We start from the raw sequence: 15,696 nt of genomic DNA on the forward strand, positions 1-15,696 counted from the left end.
TCAAATTCTGCAAGTGATTAAGACATTCCTGCTGTTTTTTTCTTTTTCGCCGCTTTTTCACGTTCGTTTTTGTTCAGGATTTTCTTTCTTAAACGGATGGATTCCGGTGTTACTTCACAGTATTCATCATCGTTTAAGTACTCGAGTGATTCTTCAAGCGACATAATGCGCGCTTTCTTAATCGTAGTCGTTTGATCCTTCGTTGCGGAACGGACGTTTGTCTGCTGTTTCATTTTGCTGACATTGACGACAAGGTCATTGTCACGGTTATGTTCGCCGACAATCATGCCTTCATATACTTCTGTGCCCGGCTCAACGAAGATGACGCCGCGGTCTTCAATACCTTGAATTCCGTAAGATGTCGCTTTTCCATTTTCCATGGAAACGAGCACACCCTGACGGCGGCCTCCGACTTGGCCTTTTTGCATCGGCTGATAGCTGTCAAACGTGTGGTTCAGGATACCGAAACCGCGTGTCAGTGACAGAAACTCAGTAGAATAGCCGATGAGCCCGCGTGAAGGTACGGTAAAGATCAGGCGGACCTGGCCGTTTCCGTTATTAATCATATCAAGCATTTCGCCTTTTCTCGCACCCATTGATTCCATAACAGAACCAGTATGCTCTTCAGGCACGTCAATCTGCACGCGCTCAACAGGCTCGCAGCTTACGCCGTCGATTTCCTTAATGATAACTTCAGGTTTAGACACTTGAAGCTCATAGCCTTCGCGGCGCATGTTTTCAATTAAAATAGACAGGTGAAGCTCACCGCGTCCTGAAACAACCCATGCGTCAGGCGATGCCGTCGGTTCGACACGAAGACTGACGTCTGTTTGCAGCTGTGCGTTCAGACGCTCTTCGATTTTACGGGCTGTGACATATTTGCCTTCACGGCCTGCAAACGGGCTGTTGTTTACGACAAATGTCATTTGAAGTGTAGGCTCATCAATACGAAGAACCGGCAGCGGCTCATGGTGGTCAGCCGGACAGACCGTTTCACCGACGTTGATGTCTTCCATACCGGAAACGGCAACAAGGTCTCCCGCTCTCGCTTCTTCAATTTCCACGCGTTTCAATCCTTGGAAACCGAAGATTTTCGTTACACGGAATGATTTGACCGTTCCGTCAAGTTTCATCAATGAAACCTGCTGGCCGACTTTCATCGTGCCGCGGAAAACGCGTCCGATACCGATACGGCCGACATAGTCATTGTAATCAAGAAGCGCCACTTGGAATTGAAGAGGCTCTTCGGCGTTATCAACCGGTGCAGGGACATGTTCAAGAATCGTTTCATACAGTGATTCCATGTTTTCGTCCTGCTTTTTCGGATCAAGACTTGCCGTTCCGTTAATCGCAGAAGCGTAGACGACAGGGAACTCAAGCTGTTCTTCGTTTGCATCCAGCTCGATGAACAGATCAAGCACTTCATCGATAACTTCTTCCGGGCGGGCGAAATCACGGTCGATTTTGTTTACGACGACAACCGGATTTAAGTTCTGCTCAAGGGCTTTCTTCAGTACGAAACGGGTTTGCGGCATGCAGCCTTCATATGCGTCAACGACTAACAGAACGCCGTCAACCATTTTCATAATCCGTTCAACCTCTCCGCCGAAGTCGGCGTGTCCCGGAGTGTCCAAAATATTAATGCGTGTATCTTTATAGTTAATCGCAGTATTTTTCGCGAGAATTGTAATACCGCGTTCACGTTCAAGATCGTTTGAATCCATTGCGCGTTCGGCAATATTTTCGTTGGCACGGAAGGTTCCGGCTTGGTGAAGCAATTGGTCTACCAAAGTCGTTTTCCCATGGTCAACGTGGGCAATAATCGCGATATTGCGAAGATCGTTTCGAAGTTTCACATTTTCATCTCCTAAAAAAATTAGATAACTTTCATATTATACCACACATCCTCTTTAAAAGCGTCACGTTTTTCTGTAAACTGAAAGTATGACGTTAAAGGGGATGGAAATATGAAAAAATTGAATTGGCTCTTATTATTATTTGCATTCGCAGCAGTCTTCAGCATGATGCTGATCGGCGTATCAATCGCTGAGAAAAGCGCATGGGGTGTCATCGGAAGCATTGTTCTCGTTATCGCCTTGATGGGAAGCGGTTTCACTGTAAAGAAAAAAATGCGCGAACAGGGACTGCTTGATTAAAAGCATGACCCTTTGCAAAATTCCGTAAACATGAAAAGCACAATATTGATGAAGCCTGAATGAAAAATTCAGGCTTTTTTGCACCCTCAAAACCGGCGGGATGTAAGGCTTATCTCCCCCGCCGCCTAGTCAGGAAGCCGGAAACAGCGGCATGCATCCTAGTGACAACAGCAGAGTCCGTCAGAAAAGGCAGCCGGAATTAGTCCGGCATCGTTATGCAGAAAATACCAAACTTCCTATTTCAATTCCAGCACTGGCTTTTTATACTTGTGGCTGTAAGCAAATACACATAACAAGGAGAGAACGAAATGAAAACATCTTTTTTGAAGAAAACCGCTGTAACTGCCGCTGCAACTGCTTCAGCCGCCTTGCTTGCATTCAGTCCGCTAGAGTCTGCCGGTGCAAAAACAATTCAGGCAAATGAATCGCCTGTCTTGCAAGCTTTTGCCGAGAAAACACCGGAAGATGCGGCAAAGCTTTTAGACATCATCAGCCAATCCATTTACGAAAAAGACGGCGTCTATTATTTTGACGGTGAAAAAGCGGTTGAATTGGGATTAGATAAAGAAGCCGCACAGACCATTCAAAAGCTGTGGGACAGCTCAACGGAATTTTTAACCGTCCTTTCCCAATGTATCGAGAAAACGGACGGCGAATATACATTTAATAAAGAAAAAGCAGTGGAGCTCGGCTTTACGGAAAAAGAAGCTCTTATCGTTGATCAGCTGTTCACCGCTTTCTCCCAGAGTCTTCATATTCTTCAATCTGCACTGGTTGAAGAAGACGGCGTGTATACGTTTGATCAGGAGCTTGCTGAAAAAGCAGGTGCAGGTAAAAAAGAAGCAAAGCTGTGTGCCGGATTCTTTAATTCACTGCCGCAGGAATTACTTGAAGGCATTTATACAGCCTTTCACCCGGCTGAGTAAACGAAAAAACGCCCGGTCATCCAGCCGGGCGTTTTTTTAAGCAGTTTAAGCGCAAGCATGATGAGAAATACAGCCCCGAACATACAGGCGGCTTTTGTCAGCAGCCTCCCGTAATATCTTTCCTGAAACCGCCTCTCCTCCTCTTCATAACCGTCTGGCGCCTTCATCTCAGCTTCGCCAAAGTCAAGCGGCTCCTTCATCATATGATATACCCTTTTGCACTCACCGCATGTATCAAGATGGCGGGAAATATACCGCTCTGTTTCTGTTTCGCAATTGCCTTCAATATATAAAGGGAGTAAATCTCTCACTAAACAGCAAGTCATATGTGTCCGTCCTTCCTTTTTTCCGCCAAGTGCTGTTTCAGCTGCATTCTCGCCCTGTATAAGGTGCTCTTCACCTTCGGCAGGCTCCAGCCCAAAATATCAGCAATCTCTTCGTATGACAGCTCTTGAAATTCCCTTAAAATTAAAACGGTCTGCTGATCATTTTTCAGACGCTGAATCTGCCCGGCCAGCGCGTTCTTTGTGTCTGTCCGGTCAACGTAATGCTCCGGCAGTTCATATGTTGTTTGCTGAAGCCCTTCATTCAAGGTGATATCTGAAAATTGGTATTTTCTCTTCCGTCTGTACCAATTGATGAAGAAATATCTGTCGAAATGCTGAATAAAATGACTGAAAATCTCTGACATCTGTAACAATCCTTTACGTTTATTAAGGCCTCACCCGTTTAGACAACCGGCATTAAAAAAAGTTTTAAAGATCCTAACATTTTTCCCCTATCATTTTCCCCGTCTTCATCTGTCATTTTTTTCAGAAGAAATCGCGTCATTCGACTCATGTCTATTCCGACACGTGCCTCTCGGCTTATCCCCTGACACCGCCTCCCAGGAGCCTGTACGGGACGATTCTATCAATTCAGCTGCGGAGTCTAGTTTTATATTGCAGAATGAGAGATTGCTGGTTTATTATAACAATATAAGTTTTCATTATTTTCAAAAAGGGGGATTTATTGTGGGTTTAGGTAAGAAATTGTCTGTTGCTGTCGCCGCTTCTTTTATGAGTTTAACGATTAGTCTGCCGGGTGTTCAGGCCGCTGAGAATCCTCAGCTTAAAGAAAACATGACAAATTTTGTGCCGAAGCATTCTTTGGTGCAATCTGAATTGCCTTCTGTCAGTGACAAAGCAATCAAGCAATATTTGAAACAAAACGGCAAAGTCTTTAAAGGCAATCCTTCTGAAAGGCTGAAGCTGATTGACCAAACGACCGATGATCTCGGCTATAAACACTTCCGTTATGTGCCTGTTGTGAACGGTGTGCCTGTGAAAGACTCTCAAGTCATTATTCACGTTGATAAATCCAACAACGTCTATGCGATTAACGGTGAATTAAACAACGATGCTTCTGCCAAAACGGCAAACAGCAAAAAATTATCGGCAAATCAGGCGCTGGACCATGCTTTTAAGGCAATCGGCAAATCACCTGAAGCCGTTTCTAACGGAAACGTCGCAAACAAAAATAAAGCCGAGCTCAAAGCAGCAGCTACAAAAGACGGAAAATACCGCCTCGCTTATGATGTAACGATCCGCTATATCGAACCGGAACCTGCAAACTGGGAAGTCACCGTTGATGCGGAAACAGGGAAAATCCTGAAAAAGCAAAACAAAGTGGAACATGCGGCTGCAACCGGAACAGGTACGACTCTTAAAGGAAAAACGGTCTCATTAAATATTTCTTCTGAAAGCGGCAAATATGTGCTGCGCGATCTTTCTAAACCTACCGGAACACAAATTATTACGTACGATCTGCAAAACCGCGAGTATAACCTGCCGGGCACACTCGTATCCAGCACCACAAACCAGTTTACAACTTCTTCTCAGCGCGCTGCCGTTGATGCACATTACAACCTCGGCAAAGTGTATGATTATTTCTATCAGAAGTTCAAACGCAACAGCTACGACAACAGAGGCGGCAAGATCGTATCCTCCGTTCATTACGGCAGCAAATACAATAATGCGGCCTGGATCGGCGACCAAATGATTTACGGAGACGGTGACGGTTCATTCTTCTCGCCTCTTTCCGGTTCAATGGACGTAACGGCCCATGAAATGACACACGGCGTTACACAGGAAACAGCCAACCTGAACTATGAAAATCAGCCGGGCGCTTTAAATGAATCCTTCTCTGATGTATTCGGGTACTTCAACGATACTGAGGACTGGGATATCGGTGAAGATATTACGGTCAGCCAGCCGGCTCTCCGCAGCTTATCAAATCCGACAAAATACGGACAGCCAGACAACTACAAAAATTACAAAAACCTTCCGAACACTGATGCAGGCGACTACGGCGGCGTGCATACAAACAGCGGAATTCCGAACAAAGCCGCTTACAATACGATTACAAAAATCGGCGTGAACAAAGCGGAGCAGATTTACTATCGCGCCCTGACGGTTTACCTCACTCCGTCATCAACCTTTAAAGATGCAAAAGCAGCTTTGATTCAATCAGCGCGGGACCTTTACGGCTCTCAGGATGCTGCAAGCGTAGAAGCGGCCTGGAATTCAGTCGGCTTGTAAATAAGAAAAGAGACCGGATGTCCGGTCTCTTTTTTATATCTGATACATTTCACAATGGCTTCACCATGATCATATATGTCTTTTCCCGATGGTCTTTTTCAAGCTTCAGCTGTTCAAAACCGCATTGGCTTAAAAACAGAACCCATTCCTGCCTGTCCAGGGGAACGGCTGCAAACATCGCTTTATGCGCCGCTCTCAGCCGGCCGGCAATTTCTTCAATGACCGCCCGTCCGATTCCTTTCTCTTTTGCCTCTGGAGCGACGGCCACAGTCCCGAGCCACGGTTTTCCGTTTGAGGGCGCCCATTCTAAGTGAAAGCTGACAGCGGCAGGAGCGCCGTCAAGCTCCCATACGAGCCACGTTCCATTGTACATGGAGTATGCAAGCATAAACTCCGCCGCATTTTTTGTTCCGAATTCTTCGGCTCTCCACACCGGGTGTGCCGCCGCCAGCTGCTCCAGAAATTCCAGATCTTCTTCTTCAAACTCCCTATCTGTCAGCATGTAAATAGTCGTCAAAGATGATTTTATGTATCGCCGGATTTCCCGCAAGCACGCTGTGGTTATCTAAAAACGTAAACGGTTCGCCGTCTGTTGTCGTGTAAATGCCGCCGACTTCGTTCAGCAGCACGCAGCCGGCAGCGTAATCCCACGGCGCGAGCCTCATTGTGATGTATGCGTCAATGCGGCCGGCCGCAACACTGGCCAGCTCAAGTGCAGCCGAGCCGTAGGAACGCGTTCCTCTTACCCGTTTTACGAGCGGCGCCAAAATACTCGGGTCGATTCTTCTGTTTTCCGTCACCCATGTGGCATTGATTGCAATAATCGCTTCTTCAATGGAAACCTCTTTTAAAGGAGCAAGCGGCGTGTCGTTCAGATATGCCCCTTTTCCGCTGAATGCATGATACAGCTCGTCCTGCATCACATCATAAATTAAGCCGATTTTGCCTTTTCCGTCTTCAAAAATACCGATGGAGATTGCGAAATGCCGCTTTTGATGGACAAAATTCATCGTCCCGTCAATCGGATCAATGATCCAGACGATTCCGTCAAGGGAGCGGAGCTTATCTCCCTGCCCTTCTTCGCCGAGGATGCGGTGTCCGGGAAAAGTTCCCTGTATACGGTCAATGAAAAAGCGTTCCGTCTCTTTATCCATATTTGTGACTAAATCATTCGGATTTGATTTTGTTTCAATCGTCAAGCTTTCCTGCATGGATTGTCTGATTCTCGTTCCGGCTTCTTTTACCCATTGTTTTGCGATATCATCAATTTCCGTCCAATTTGTCATACCGTGTACCTCTTTTCTATGTATAGCTTACTCTATAGCATACTGATAAAAACGATTAAAAAGCAAGGAAAATGAAAAAAATGCCTTCTCACGTAAAAACGAACCATTTCCTGCGGTTCGTTTTTACTATTCTTTATCCGTTAAGACGAATCCATTCTTTTCTGAGACGTTCCAGTTTTCTTTTACTGAGATCGATTTGATCTTCATTCTCTTTTTGCATGGCCTCATAAAGGGTTGCCAATTCATAATCAACCTCTAGTCTCCAGACAGCTACACGGTTATTTTTTTCCTCCCTGAATCCTTCCTTCACCACTTGCCTCATTGTCTTTCGCCCCTTCCAGAGATCATTTGTTAAAAAAGCATCCCATTTTCCAATTCATTATTAATGATACTTCTTATATCCTATGGAAACTTATATTCGGCTGTAACAACATTCTTAAAATTGTGTGTTTACCTATTCATTTTTTACCACCACTCCCCTCCGCTCAAACGTTCTCAATGTTTTTGCGGCCGGCAGGGGCTGTGGTAAAATATGAATACTTACGATAAGGAGGAAAAAGATGACTCAGATGCGTTTTACAAAAGAAGACTTTGACACATTTACAATAGAAGGATTAGATCCGCGCATGGAGGTGTTAAAAGAACAAGTGCGTCCGAAGCTGACTCTTTTAGGAGAACATTTCGCACCGACATTGTCGGCATTGACGGGAGATGAAATGTTCCCGCATGTCGCCAAGCACGCGAGAAGATCTGTCAACCCGCCGGCTGACAGCTGGGTTGCCTTTGCAAACAGCAAACGCGGCTATAAGAAGCTCCCCCACTTTCAGATCGGACTATGGGACACTCATATGTTTGTATGGTTTGCCATCATTTATGAGTCTCCGATAAAAGAGGAGTACGGCAGATTGCTGGAAGCGAAGCAGGATGAAATCACAAAACAGATTCCCGGTCATTTTGTATGGTCGCCGGATCACACGAAGCCTGGTGCGTACAAGCAGTCGGAGATGGATCAGGAGCAGCTGAAAACATTATTTGAACGTCTGCAGACCGTGAAAAAAGCAGAGCTTTTGTGCGGCATCCAGCTTCAAAAAGAAGACGTGATCAACATGAACAACAATGAATTCCTGCAAACCATTGAAGATACTTTTAAGAAGCTTTCCTTTTTATACACACTGACTCAGAAAGTCTCATAACATAAAAAGCGGGCCGGTTTCCGGCTCGCTTTGTTTACATTTTGATAACCGCTTGATCTGATTGTTTCGCCTCTTTCACAGTCCGATACGGGGAATAGGTGCTGTCCGCTTCAAATTGGCTGCAGATTTTCTTTTCCTCCGCCTTTCCGGGAACGATTTCTTTAAAGCGGCGGTACGCATCCAGAAGTCTGTTGCGGTCAGCTCCTTTTTCATAGGCGTTTTCCACCTGCTGAAAAAACGCGATGACATCCACGGCCTCCTCTGTCGTCCAGTCTTCATTCATCGGATATTGATATTCCAAATGTCTTCACTCCTTTATCATCATGCTCAAAATAAGCATCTTCCATAGATCATAAATTGTTCTTTACTTTCTTTCAAGTTCATAATATAATTCATTTGTTTTACGTTTAAAAAACGGGTAATCATACTGAATGTAATACAAACTAATCCGTAGGTATTATGATAAAGGTGGGAAAACAATTGCCGCAACATGAAACACCCCTGTACAGCGGACTGAAAAAGCACGCGGACAGACAGCCTGTCCAATTCCACATTCCGGGCCATAAAAAAGGCGCGGGAATGGATCCGGAATTCAGACAATTTATCGGAGAAAACGCGTTAAGCATAGATTTAATTAATATTGAACCTTTGGATGATTTACATGCGCCAAAGGGCATCATTAAAGAAGCGCAGGACCTGGCCGCGGAAGCATTCGGCGCAGACCACACCTTCTTTTCCGTACAAGGGACGAGCGGCGCCATTATGACGATGGTCATGGCCGTATGCGGACCCGGAGATAAAATTATCATCCCGAGAAACGTTCATAAATCGATTATGACGGCCATTGTATTTTCCGGAGCGGTGCCGATTTTTATACACCCGGAAATTGACGATGAGCTCGGGATTTCTCACGGCATCACGCTTGAGTCTGCCGAGCGGGCTTTGACTGAGCACCCTGACGCAAAAGGTCTGCTTGTCATCAATCCGACGTATTTCGGTGTGGCGGCTGACCTGAGCAGCATCGTCAAGCTCGCGCATTCTTTCAATGTGCCTGTTCTTGTCGATGAAGCGCACGGCGTGCATATTCATTTTCATGATAAGCTTCCTTTGTCCGCCATGCAGGCGGGCGCTGATATGGCAGCCACAAGCGTGCACAAATTAGGCGGCTCTCTGACGCAGAGCTCCATTTTAAATGTGAGAGAAGGCCTTGTGTCCAAAGAAAGAGTCCAGTCGATTTTAAGCATGCTGACGACAACGTCAACATCCTATCTGCTTCTCGCTTCACTGGATGTCGCAAGAAAGCGGCTCGCTACAGAAGGCCGCGGCCTTCTTGAAGATACGATTCTGCTGGCGAATCAGACACGGGAACGCCTCAATCAAATTGAAGGCATTCGCTGTGTCGGCGAAGAAATCACAGGATCTAAAGCCGCCTTCAGTTATGATCCGACTAAATTAATCATTTCGGTCAAAAACCTCGGCTTGACCGGGCATGACATTGAAAAATGGCTGCGCGAATCATATAATATCGAAGTCGAGCTGTCCGATTTGTATAATATTTTATGTATTTTCACCCCCGGAGACAGAGCAGGAGATGCCGACCGCCTTGTAAACGCGCTTACAGACATTTCAAAGCAGGCTGCTGCCAATGAATATGCTCATCAGCAAACGGAAGTTCTGCTTCCTGAAATTCCTCTGTTAGCGATGACGCCAAGAGACGCGTTTTATGCAAATACGGAAGTCATTCCGTTAAAAGAATCCGCAGGACGGATCATTGCAGAGTTTGTCATGGTGTATCCGCCGGGAATTCCGATCTTTATTCCGGGTGAAATCATTACTGAAGAAAACATCAGCTACATTTTCAAAAACCTGGACGCCGGCCTTCCCGTGCAGGGTCCTGAAGACGCGATGCTTGAAATGATCAGAGTCATCAAAGAACAAAAAGCCATCCAATAAACATAAAGAAGCCCGAAACGAAATCGTTTCGGGCTTTTTTACGCTTTTTACTCTTCTTCAAGATGACACCGGCATTGTCCGCAGCATGTTCCGTATAACGTCGTTACCTTCTCATCCTCAAAGTAATGAATCGCTTCGTTACAGTCTTGGCAAACAATCGTACCCATCTCTCATTCCCCATTTCTCAGAATTTGAAAACGCTTAATTCTTACTTGTTGTTATTATATTATTATGTCACATTTAATATGTCAACCGATAAATTGTATAACACATTTATTTTTTACGGTCTTTTTATAGCTCGAGGATCAATCACGGTATATCCTTTAGTACGCAATCCTTTTACAATGTCCGGCATGGCTTCGGCCGTCCACTTCCGGTCATGCATCAATATGTTGGCGCCGTCCCGCAAATAAGGGCTGCTCAGCGTGATATCGGTAAGCGCTTTTTTGGATTGATATTTCTGATCCCAATCGTAGCCGAAGGTCCAGTTCATTTTCACCATATCTTCTTGTTTTATAAGTTTGTCACTGTAGTCCGTATTGCTTCCGAAAGGCGCCCTGAAAAACGCCGGTTTCTCCCCGGTTATCTTTTCAACGGCTTTATTGACGCCGATGATTTCTTCCCGTTGTTTTTGTTCGGAAAGTTCTTTTAAATTTTGATGAGTCATTGTATGATTTCCGATCATAAAGCCTAACTCATGAATATGCTGAAGCGCTTTCTTATTTTCATCTTTTTTCAAAAATTGGCCGTTCACAAAAAAGATCGCTGACGCATGGAGATCATGAAGTTTGTCCGCAATCTCAGCGGCATGCTGATCTGGTGCATCATCTATCGTTAACAATGCAATCGGTTTTTTGTCTTTCTGGTCATCCAGTTTTTCCGCGGCAAAGGTTTTCGGATTGATATAGTAACGGGGAGCTGTCTTCTGTTTTTTCTGTTTTTCCTCTTTTGTATGAGTGTTTTCCTGTTTAACATGATTGACCACAGCTTGAGAGTGGGGTTGTTTATTTGTTTGCGTTTTTTCAGTTGATTGGCAGCCGACAAGCAAGCACACCCATATGACGGCGGCAGCGGCTTTATACATGACAATCCCTCCTGATATGGTTTTGCCCACAGTATAACGAAAAAACAGCGCTCTCACGAAACATAATGTGCCTTTTTTACACATCGGCTTCACAAGTTGTCACACGTATTATTTCTTCATTAAAAACGGTTTCAATTATATAACAATTAAGTAACAAGCCTTAGGTTTTTCACCTCTCGTGATACACTTGATATAGTCCTTATAAATGGATGAACCAATATATTATATAAAACAGAGGAGTAAGATAGATGCGCTACCGTACGGTGATTCCCTTTTTTTTGATGCTGTTCGTTCTGTCAAGCTGTTCGGTTTCTACTGTCAGTCCATTCAAAAATAACCGGATCGACAGCATTCATCACACTCAAATCTTGTTTTTTTCCGATGAAAATCATATAGATAAAGAAGTGCCCTACTACGATGCGATTCTTGATTTAGAAAAGAAATATCCCCATCATGTTGATCAAATGAAAGTTTATGATAACAGAAAGGGCTGGGAAGAAGAAATCAACACATTCCCGGCACTGATGGTGGTCAATCACCGGCATGTCGTCATGAAGATTGAAGGCGCGGTAAAGAAAAAAGAGGATATTATCAAGCCTATGCAGCATGTGCTTGCACAATAAAAACAGCCCCCGCTTTTAAAAGCGGGGGCTGTTCATTTTCTTGCAATTATTATTTTACGATATGGATCGGGCTTCCGATTGCCACTTCGGCAGCTTCCATTGTGATTTCGCCCAATGTCGGGTGAGCGTGAATTGTCATTGCGATATCTTCAGCAGTCATTCCGCCTTCGATCGCCAGGCTCAATTCAGAAATCATGTCAGAAGCGCTAGCGCCGGCAATTTGCGCACCGATCACAAGACCGTCTTCTTTACGAGTGATCAGCTTCATGAAGCCGTCAGTTTCGTTAAGAGACAGCGCGCGTCCGTTTGCAGCAAACGGGAACTTAGCAGCAACGACTTCAATGCCTTCTTCTTTCGCCTGTGCTTCAGTGTAACCGACAGAAGCCAGTTCAGGCTCAGAGAATACAACCGCCGGAATACCGAGGTAATCGATTTCAGCAGGCTCTCCCGCAATAGCTTCCGCAGCGATTTTACCTTCGTAAGACGCTTTGTGAGCCAATGGAGGGCCGTCAATGATGTCACCGATTGCGTAAATGTTCGGTACGTTTGTGCGGCACTGCTTGTCTGTTTTAATGACACCGCGGTCAGTCATTTCGATACCGACTTGCTCAAGGCCGAGCTCATCAGTGTTCGGACGGCGTCCGACAGTGATTAATACGTAATCAGCATCAACTGTTTTTTCTTCGCCTTTTACTTCGAACGTAACTGTTACGCCGTCAGGTCTTTCTTCAACGCCTTTAGCCATAGCGCTTGTATGGATTTCAACGTTGCCTTTTTTCTTCAGTCTGCGGGTAACGAGAGAACTCATTTGTTTTTCGAAGCCAGGAAGAATTTCATCTCCGCCTTCTAAAATAACCAATTCAGTTCCGAAGTTCGCATACGCTGTTCCAAGCTCAGTACCGATATATCCGCCGCCGATAACAACGAGTTTTTTCGGAATTTCTTTAAGCGCCAGTGCGCCTGTAGAGTTCAGAACACGTTCGCTATATTTGAAGTTTGGCAATTCGATAGGGCGAGAACCGGTAGCAATGATCGCGTTTTTAAATGTGTATGTTTGCGCAGAGTTCTCATCCATTACACGTACAGAGTTGCTGTCTACGAAATAAGCTTCCCCTTTTATAACGTCCACTTTATTTCCTTTTAAAAGACCTGCAACACCGCCGGTAAGCTTATTTACAACAGAAGCTTTCCATTCTTGGACTTTTGTAAAGTCAACTTTTACGTTCTCAGCAGTGATTCCCATGTCATCTGAGTGTTTTGCATTCTCGTAACGATGGCCTGCATTGATAAGCGCTTTTGAAGGAATACAGCCGACGTTCAGACAAACGCCTCCAAGAGTTGCTTTTTCAACGACTGTTACTTTTTGTCCAAGCTGAGCAGCGCGGATGGCAGCTACATAGCCGCCAGGTCCCGCACCAATCACAAGAGTATCTGTTTCAATAGGGAAATCTCCTACTACCATAACATTACGCCTCCATTAAAATAAGTTGTGGATCGTTCAGTAAACGCTTGATGTGGTTTAACGCATTTTGTGCAGTTGCTCCGTCAATCATACGGTGGTCAAAGCTGAGAGAAAGAGCTAAGACAGGAGCAGCTACAATTTCACCGTCGCGGACGATCGCCTTTTCAGCGATGCGGCCGATACCGAGAATCGCAACCTCTGGGTGGTTGATAACCGGTGTGAACCATTGGCCTCCGGCAGAACCGATATTTGTGATTGTGCAAGAAGCGCCTTTCATTTCCGCAGGTGCAAGCTTGCCTTCACGCGCTTTTGTAGCAAGGCTGTTAATTTCATCAGAGATTTCGAAAACGGCTTTACGGTCGGCATTTTTCACTACCGGCACAAGCAGGCCTTTTTCAGTATCCGCTGCAATTCCGATGTTGAAGTAATGTTTTTGGATCACTTCATCTGTTTTATCATCAATAGATGTATTTAAAACAGGGAATTTTTTCAGAGCAGATGTTAAGGCTTTTACGACGTAAGGCAGGTAAGTCAGCTTGATGCCTTGATCAGCAGCAACTTGTTTGAACTGTTTGCGGTGAGCAACAAGATTTGTTACGTCAACTTCATCCATAAGAGTTACGTGCGGTGCAGTATGCTTAGAGTTCACCATTGCTTTCGCGATCGCTTTACGGATACCGCTCATTTTTTCGCGTGTTTCAGGGAACTCGCCTTCAGGAGCCTGAGCCGCTGCAGGTTTAGCCGTTTCCTGAGGCGCCGCTGTTTCTTGCGGTGCCGCTTCTTGAGCTCCGCCGTTTACAAAGCTGTCGATATCTTCTTTTACAACACGTCCGTTATTTCCTGAACCTGTTACTTTACGGATATCCACGCCTTTTTCACGGGCATATTTGCGTACGGAAGGCATCGCGATTACGCGTTTGTTCGGATCAGCTTCCGCTTGGTCCTGCTGTCCTGCGCCTGTTTCTTTTGCAGGCTCTTTAGGAGTCTCTTCTTTAGAGATATCCTGCCCTGCTTCAGCAGACGACTGAACTTGAGCTTCAGTTTTCGCCTCTCCTGAATCATGGCTTCCTTTAAATTGAAGATCTTCGTAACCAGGTGCGTCAAACGTAATAATCGTTTGTCCAACAGTTGCAACTGTTCCCTCTTCAACTTTTAATTCTAATACTTTTCCTTTAACAGGTGAAGGAATTTCTACCACTGCTTTATCATTTTGCACTTCAGCCAGAACATCGTCTTCTTCTACCTCGTCGTTCGGCTTAACAAACCATTTTACGATTTCGCCTTCGTGGATACCTTCCCCGATATCCGGAAGTTTAAATTCAAATGCCACAGTTTTCGACCTCCTAGTTGATTAAGCAAATTTTAGTTATGCATTCGCAAGCATTGAACCTAGTAAACAGACTCCTTCATAATAAGAGAAAAGGACTCTCTTTACCGTCTTTTATGATGCCTGATTAAAATTCAAGAACTTTTTTCGCAGTTTCAAGAACGTCTTTATGGTTTGGAAGCCATACGCTCTCAGCAAGCGAGAAAGGAAATACTGTATCAGGCGCCGCAACACGCAGAACCGGAGCTTCCAAGCTCAGAATCGCGCGGTCATTGATTTCAGCTACAACGTTGGCAGCGATGCCGGCTTGTTTTTGAGCTTCTTGCACGACAATTGCGCGGCCTGTTTTTTCAACAGAAGCAATAATCGTATCAATATCAAGCGGACTTACAGTGCGAAGGTCGATAACTTCAGCAGAAACGCCTTCTTTTTCAAGCTCTTCAGCAGCCTTAAGCGACTCATGAACCATCGCGCCGTATGTGATGATAGAAAGGTCAGTACCTTCGCGTTTCACATCAGCTTTGCCAAGCTCGATTGTGTATTCCTCCTCTGGAACTTCCTGACGGAAAGAACGGTAAAGTTTCATATGCTCTAAGAAAACAACCGGATCATTGTCTCTGATAGAGGCAATCAGCAGTCCTTTTGCATCGTAAGGAGTGGAAGGGATAACAACTTTAATACCCGGCTGCTGAGCGATAAGGCCTTCCAAACTGTCAGCGTGAAGTTCAGGTGTATGAACCCCTCCGCCGAATGGAGAACGGATTGTCACCGGAGAAGTCCAGCGTCCGCCGGAACGGTAGCGGAGACGAGCCATTTGTCCTGAGATTGAATCCATTACTTCATATACGAATCCGAAGAATTGGATTTCCATAACAGGACGGTAATCTTGCAGGCCTAAACCGAGAGCGAGACCGCCGATACCGGATTCAGCAAGCGGCGTGTCAAATACGCGGTCCTCACCGAATTCTTTTTGAAGGCCTTCAGTTGCACGGAATACGCCTCCGGCAACGCCTACATCTTCCCCGAAAAGCAGAACGTTTTCATTGTTTTTCAGTTCTGTGCGTAACGCATCAGTGATTGCTTGAATCATTGTCATTTGCGCCATGG

General features: G+C 45.3%; 17 protein-coding genes and 1 pseudogene. 6 read left to right on the forward strand and 12 right to left on the reverse strand.

Translation table 11 applies throughout. The features are described 5' to 3' along the window. Positions 1-17: 17 nt before the first annotated feature. Positions 18-1,856, reverse strand: coding sequence for a translational GTPase TypA (gene typA, locus ACQE26_RS16375; protein WP_016936244.1), 1,839 nt, complete (start codon positions 1,854-1,856; stop codon positions 18-20). A gap of 111 nt (positions 1,857-1,967) precedes the next feature. Between typA and ACQE26_RS16380 the strand changes: the two genes are divergently transcribed. Together ACQE26_RS16380 and ACQE26_RS16385 are read left to right on the forward strand one after the other, a co-directional pair. Continuing rightward, entirely contained in the window at positions 1,968-2,156 is a 189-nt protein-coding gene (locus ACQE26_RS16380; RefSeq protein ID WP_438421855.1) for a YlaF family protein, read from the forward strand. Positions 2,157-2,464: 308 nt separating this feature from the next. Then, a complete protein-coding gene (locus ACQE26_RS16385; protein WP_500470071.1) occupies positions 2,465-3,082 on the forward strand; it encodes a hypothetical protein in 618 nt (205 codons plus the stop codon). Here ACQE26_RS16385 and ACQE26_RS16390 read toward each other — a convergent pair. Next, on the reverse strand, positions 3,067-3,408 hold the full coding sequence (locus ACQE26_RS16390; RefSeq protein WP_500470072.1) for an anti-sigma factor family protein: 342 nt from the start codon (positions 3,406-3,408) through the stop codon (positions 3,067-3,069). The genes ACQE26_RS16385 and ACQE26_RS16390 overlap by 16 nt on opposite strands. Continuing rightward, a pseudogene (locus ACQE26_RS16395) lies at positions 3,405-3,725 on the reverse strand (sigma-70 family RNA polymerase sigma factor); the annotation flags it as partial. The gene ACQE26_RS16390 and the pseudogene ACQE26_RS16395, both read right to left, overlap by 4 nt. Before the next feature lie 370 nt (positions 3,726-4,095). Here ACQE26_RS16395 and ACQE26_RS16400 point away from each other — a divergent pair. After that, a complete protein-coding gene (locus ACQE26_RS16400; RefSeq protein WP_500470073.1) occupies positions 4,096-5,661 on the forward strand; it encodes a M4 family metallopeptidase in 1,566 nt (521 codons plus the stop codon). Between the two features lie 49 nt (positions 5,662-5,710). Here the strand turns inward: ACQE26_RS16400 and ACQE26_RS16405 are convergent, their stop codons facing one another. From ACQE26_RS16405 to ACQE26_RS16415, 3 genes are all read right to left on the reverse strand, one after another. Continuing rightward, positions 5,711-6,163: a GNAT family N-acetyltransferase gene (locus ACQE26_RS16405; RefSeq protein WP_500470074.1), complete on the reverse strand. Its 453-nt coding sequence runs from the start codon at positions 6,161-6,163 to the stop codon at positions 5,711-5,713. Next, complete coding sequence (gene suhB / locus ACQE26_RS16410) at positions 6,150-6,947, reverse strand: inositol-1-monophosphatase (protein WP_500470075.1); 798 nt, start codon at positions 6,945-6,947, stop codon at positions 6,150-6,152. Before suhB ends, ACQE26_RS16405 begins: the two co-directional genes overlap by 14 nt. 133 nt (positions 6,948-7,080) lie before the next feature. Next, a complete protein-coding gene (locus tag ACQE26_RS16415) occupies positions 7,081-7,269 on the reverse strand; it encodes a YkzI domain-containing protein (RefSeq protein WP_003154513.1) in 189 nt (62 codons plus the stop codon). A 238-nt stretch (positions 7,270-7,507) separates the two neighbouring features. Here ACQE26_RS16415 and ACQE26_RS16420 point away from each other — a divergent pair, with 238 nt between their 5' ends. After that, a complete protein-coding gene (locus tag ACQE26_RS16420; RefSeq protein WP_060962875.1) occupies positions 7,508-8,140 on the forward strand; it encodes a YktB family protein in 633 nt (210 codons plus the stop codon). A gap of 34 nt (positions 8,141-8,174) precedes the next feature. Here ACQE26_RS16420 and ACQE26_RS16425 read toward each other — a convergent pair whose 3' ends face one another. After that, complete coding sequence (locus tag ACQE26_RS16425; protein ID WP_060962876.1) at positions 8,175-8,441, reverse strand: UPF0223 family protein; 267 nt, start codon at positions 8,439-8,441, stop codon at positions 8,175-8,177. Between the two features lie 179 nt (positions 8,442-8,620). On the opposite strand from ACQE26_RS16425, the gene ACQE26_RS16430 reads away from it, so the two are divergent. Continuing rightward, positions 8,621-10,093: an aminotransferase class I/II-fold pyridoxal phosphate-dependent enzyme gene (locus ACQE26_RS16430; RefSeq protein WP_500470076.1), complete on the forward strand. Its 1,473-nt coding sequence runs from the start codon at positions 8,621-8,623 to the stop codon at positions 10,091-10,093. 47 nt (positions 10,094-10,140) lie between these two features. Here the strand turns inward: ACQE26_RS16430 and ACQE26_RS16435 are convergent, their stop codons facing one another. Together ACQE26_RS16435 and ACQE26_RS16440 are read right to left on the reverse strand one after the other, a co-directional pair. After that, entirely contained in the window at positions 10,141-10,260 is a 120-nt protein-coding gene (locus ACQE26_RS16435; RefSeq protein WP_076982563.1) for a GapA-binding peptide SR1P, read from the reverse strand. Between the two features lie 113 nt (positions 10,261-10,373). Then, positions 10,374-11,177, reverse strand: a complete 804-nt coding sequence (locus ACQE26_RS16440) for a polysaccharide deacetylase family protein (RefSeq protein ID WP_500470077.1) — start codon at positions 11,175-11,177, stop codon at positions 10,374-10,376. Between the two features lie 248 nt (positions 11,178-11,425). Here ACQE26_RS16440 and ACQE26_RS16445 point away from each other — a divergent pair, with 248 nt between their 5' ends. Next, a complete protein-coding gene (locus ACQE26_RS16445) occupies positions 11,426-11,800 on the forward strand; it encodes a hypothetical protein (protein WP_016936259.1) in 375 nt (124 codons plus the stop codon). A gap of 49 nt (positions 11,801-11,849) precedes the next feature. Here ACQE26_RS16445 and lpdA read toward each other — a convergent pair whose 3' ends face one another. The 3 genes from lpdA to pdhB all read right to left on the reverse strand — a co-directional run bounded on the left by lpdA (position 11,850) and on the right by pdhB (position 15,694). Beyond that, the gene (gene lpdA / locus ACQE26_RS16450; RefSeq protein WP_489202368.1) at positions 11,850-13,262 is read right to left on the reverse strand and encodes a dihydrolipoyl dehydrogenase; all 1,413 of its coding nucleotides are present in this window, start codon (positions 13,260-13,262) and stop codon (positions 11,850-11,852) included. Positions 13,263-13,266: 4 nt separating this feature from the next. Further along, positions 13,267-14,592 carry a pyruvate dehydrogenase complex dihydrolipoyllysine-residue acetyltransferase gene (gene pdhC / locus ACQE26_RS16455; RefSeq protein ID WP_438421843.1) on the reverse strand — a complete coding sequence of 442 codons (1,326 nt, stop codon included), beginning with the start codon at positions 14,590-14,592 and terminating at the stop codon, positions 13,267-13,269. A 124-nt stretch (positions 14,593-14,716) separates the two neighbouring features. After that, positions 14,717-15,694, reverse strand: coding sequence for a pyruvate dehydrogenase complex E1 component subunit beta (pdhB, locus tag ACQE26_RS16460; protein ID WP_003154528.1), 978 nt, complete (start codon positions 15,692-15,694; stop codon positions 14,717-14,719). Between the last annotated feature and the right edge of the window lie 2 nt (positions 15,695-15,696).

Source organism: Bacillus sp. 5RYD7K (assembly GCF_059831465.1).

What these genes read in the sequence shown, in the direction of transcription:
- ACQE26_RS16380 (WP_438421855.1), top strand. Translation starts at nt 1,968, where the DNA reads ATGAAAAAATTGAATTGGCTCTTATTATTATTTGCATTCGCAGCAGTC.
- ACQE26_RS16385 (WP_500470071.1), top strand. Translation starts at nt 2,465, where the DNA reads ATGAAAACATCTTTTTTGAAGAAAACCGCTGTAACTGCCGCTGCAACT.
- ACQE26_RS16390 (WP_500470072.1), bottom strand. Translation starts at nt 3,408, where the DNA reads ATGACTTGCTGTTTAGTGAGAGATTTACTCCCTTTATATATTGAAGGC.
- ACQE26_RS16405 (WP_500470074.1), bottom strand. Translation starts at nt 6,163, where the DNA reads ATGCTGACAGATAGGGAGTTTGAAGAAGAAGATCTGGAATTTCTGGAG.
- suhB (WP_500470075.1), bottom strand. Translation starts at nt 6,947, where the DNA reads ATGACAAATTGGACGGAAATTGATGATATCGCAAAACAATGGGTAAAA.
- ACQE26_RS16415 (WP_003154513.1), bottom strand. Translation starts at nt 7,269, where the DNA reads ATGAGGCAAGTGGTGAAGGAAGGATTCAGGGAGGAAAAAAATAACCGT.
- ACQE26_RS16420 (WP_060962875.1), top strand. Translation starts at nt 7,508, where the DNA reads ATGACTCAGATGCGTTTTACAAAAGAAGACTTTGACACATTTACAATA.
- ACQE26_RS16435 (WP_076982563.1), bottom strand. Translation starts at nt 10,260, where the DNA reads ATGGGTACGATTGTTTGCCAAGACTGTAACGAAGCGATTCATTACTTT.
- ACQE26_RS16440 (WP_500470077.1), bottom strand. Translation starts at nt 11,177, where the DNA reads ATGTATAAAGCCGCTGCCGCCGTCATATGGGTGTGCTTGCTTGTCGGC.
- ACQE26_RS16445 (WP_016936259.1), top strand. Translation starts at nt 11,426, where the DNA reads ATGCGCTACCGTACGGTGATTCCCTTTTTTTTGATGCTGTTCGTTCTG.
- lpdA (WP_489202368.1), bottom strand. Translation starts at nt 13,262, where the DNA reads ATGGTAGTAGGAGATTTCCCTATTGAAACAGATACTCTTGTGATTGGT.
- pdhB (WP_003154528.1), bottom strand. Translation starts at nt 15,694, where the DNA reads ATGGCGCAAATGACAATGATTCAAGCAATCACTGATGCGTTACGCACA.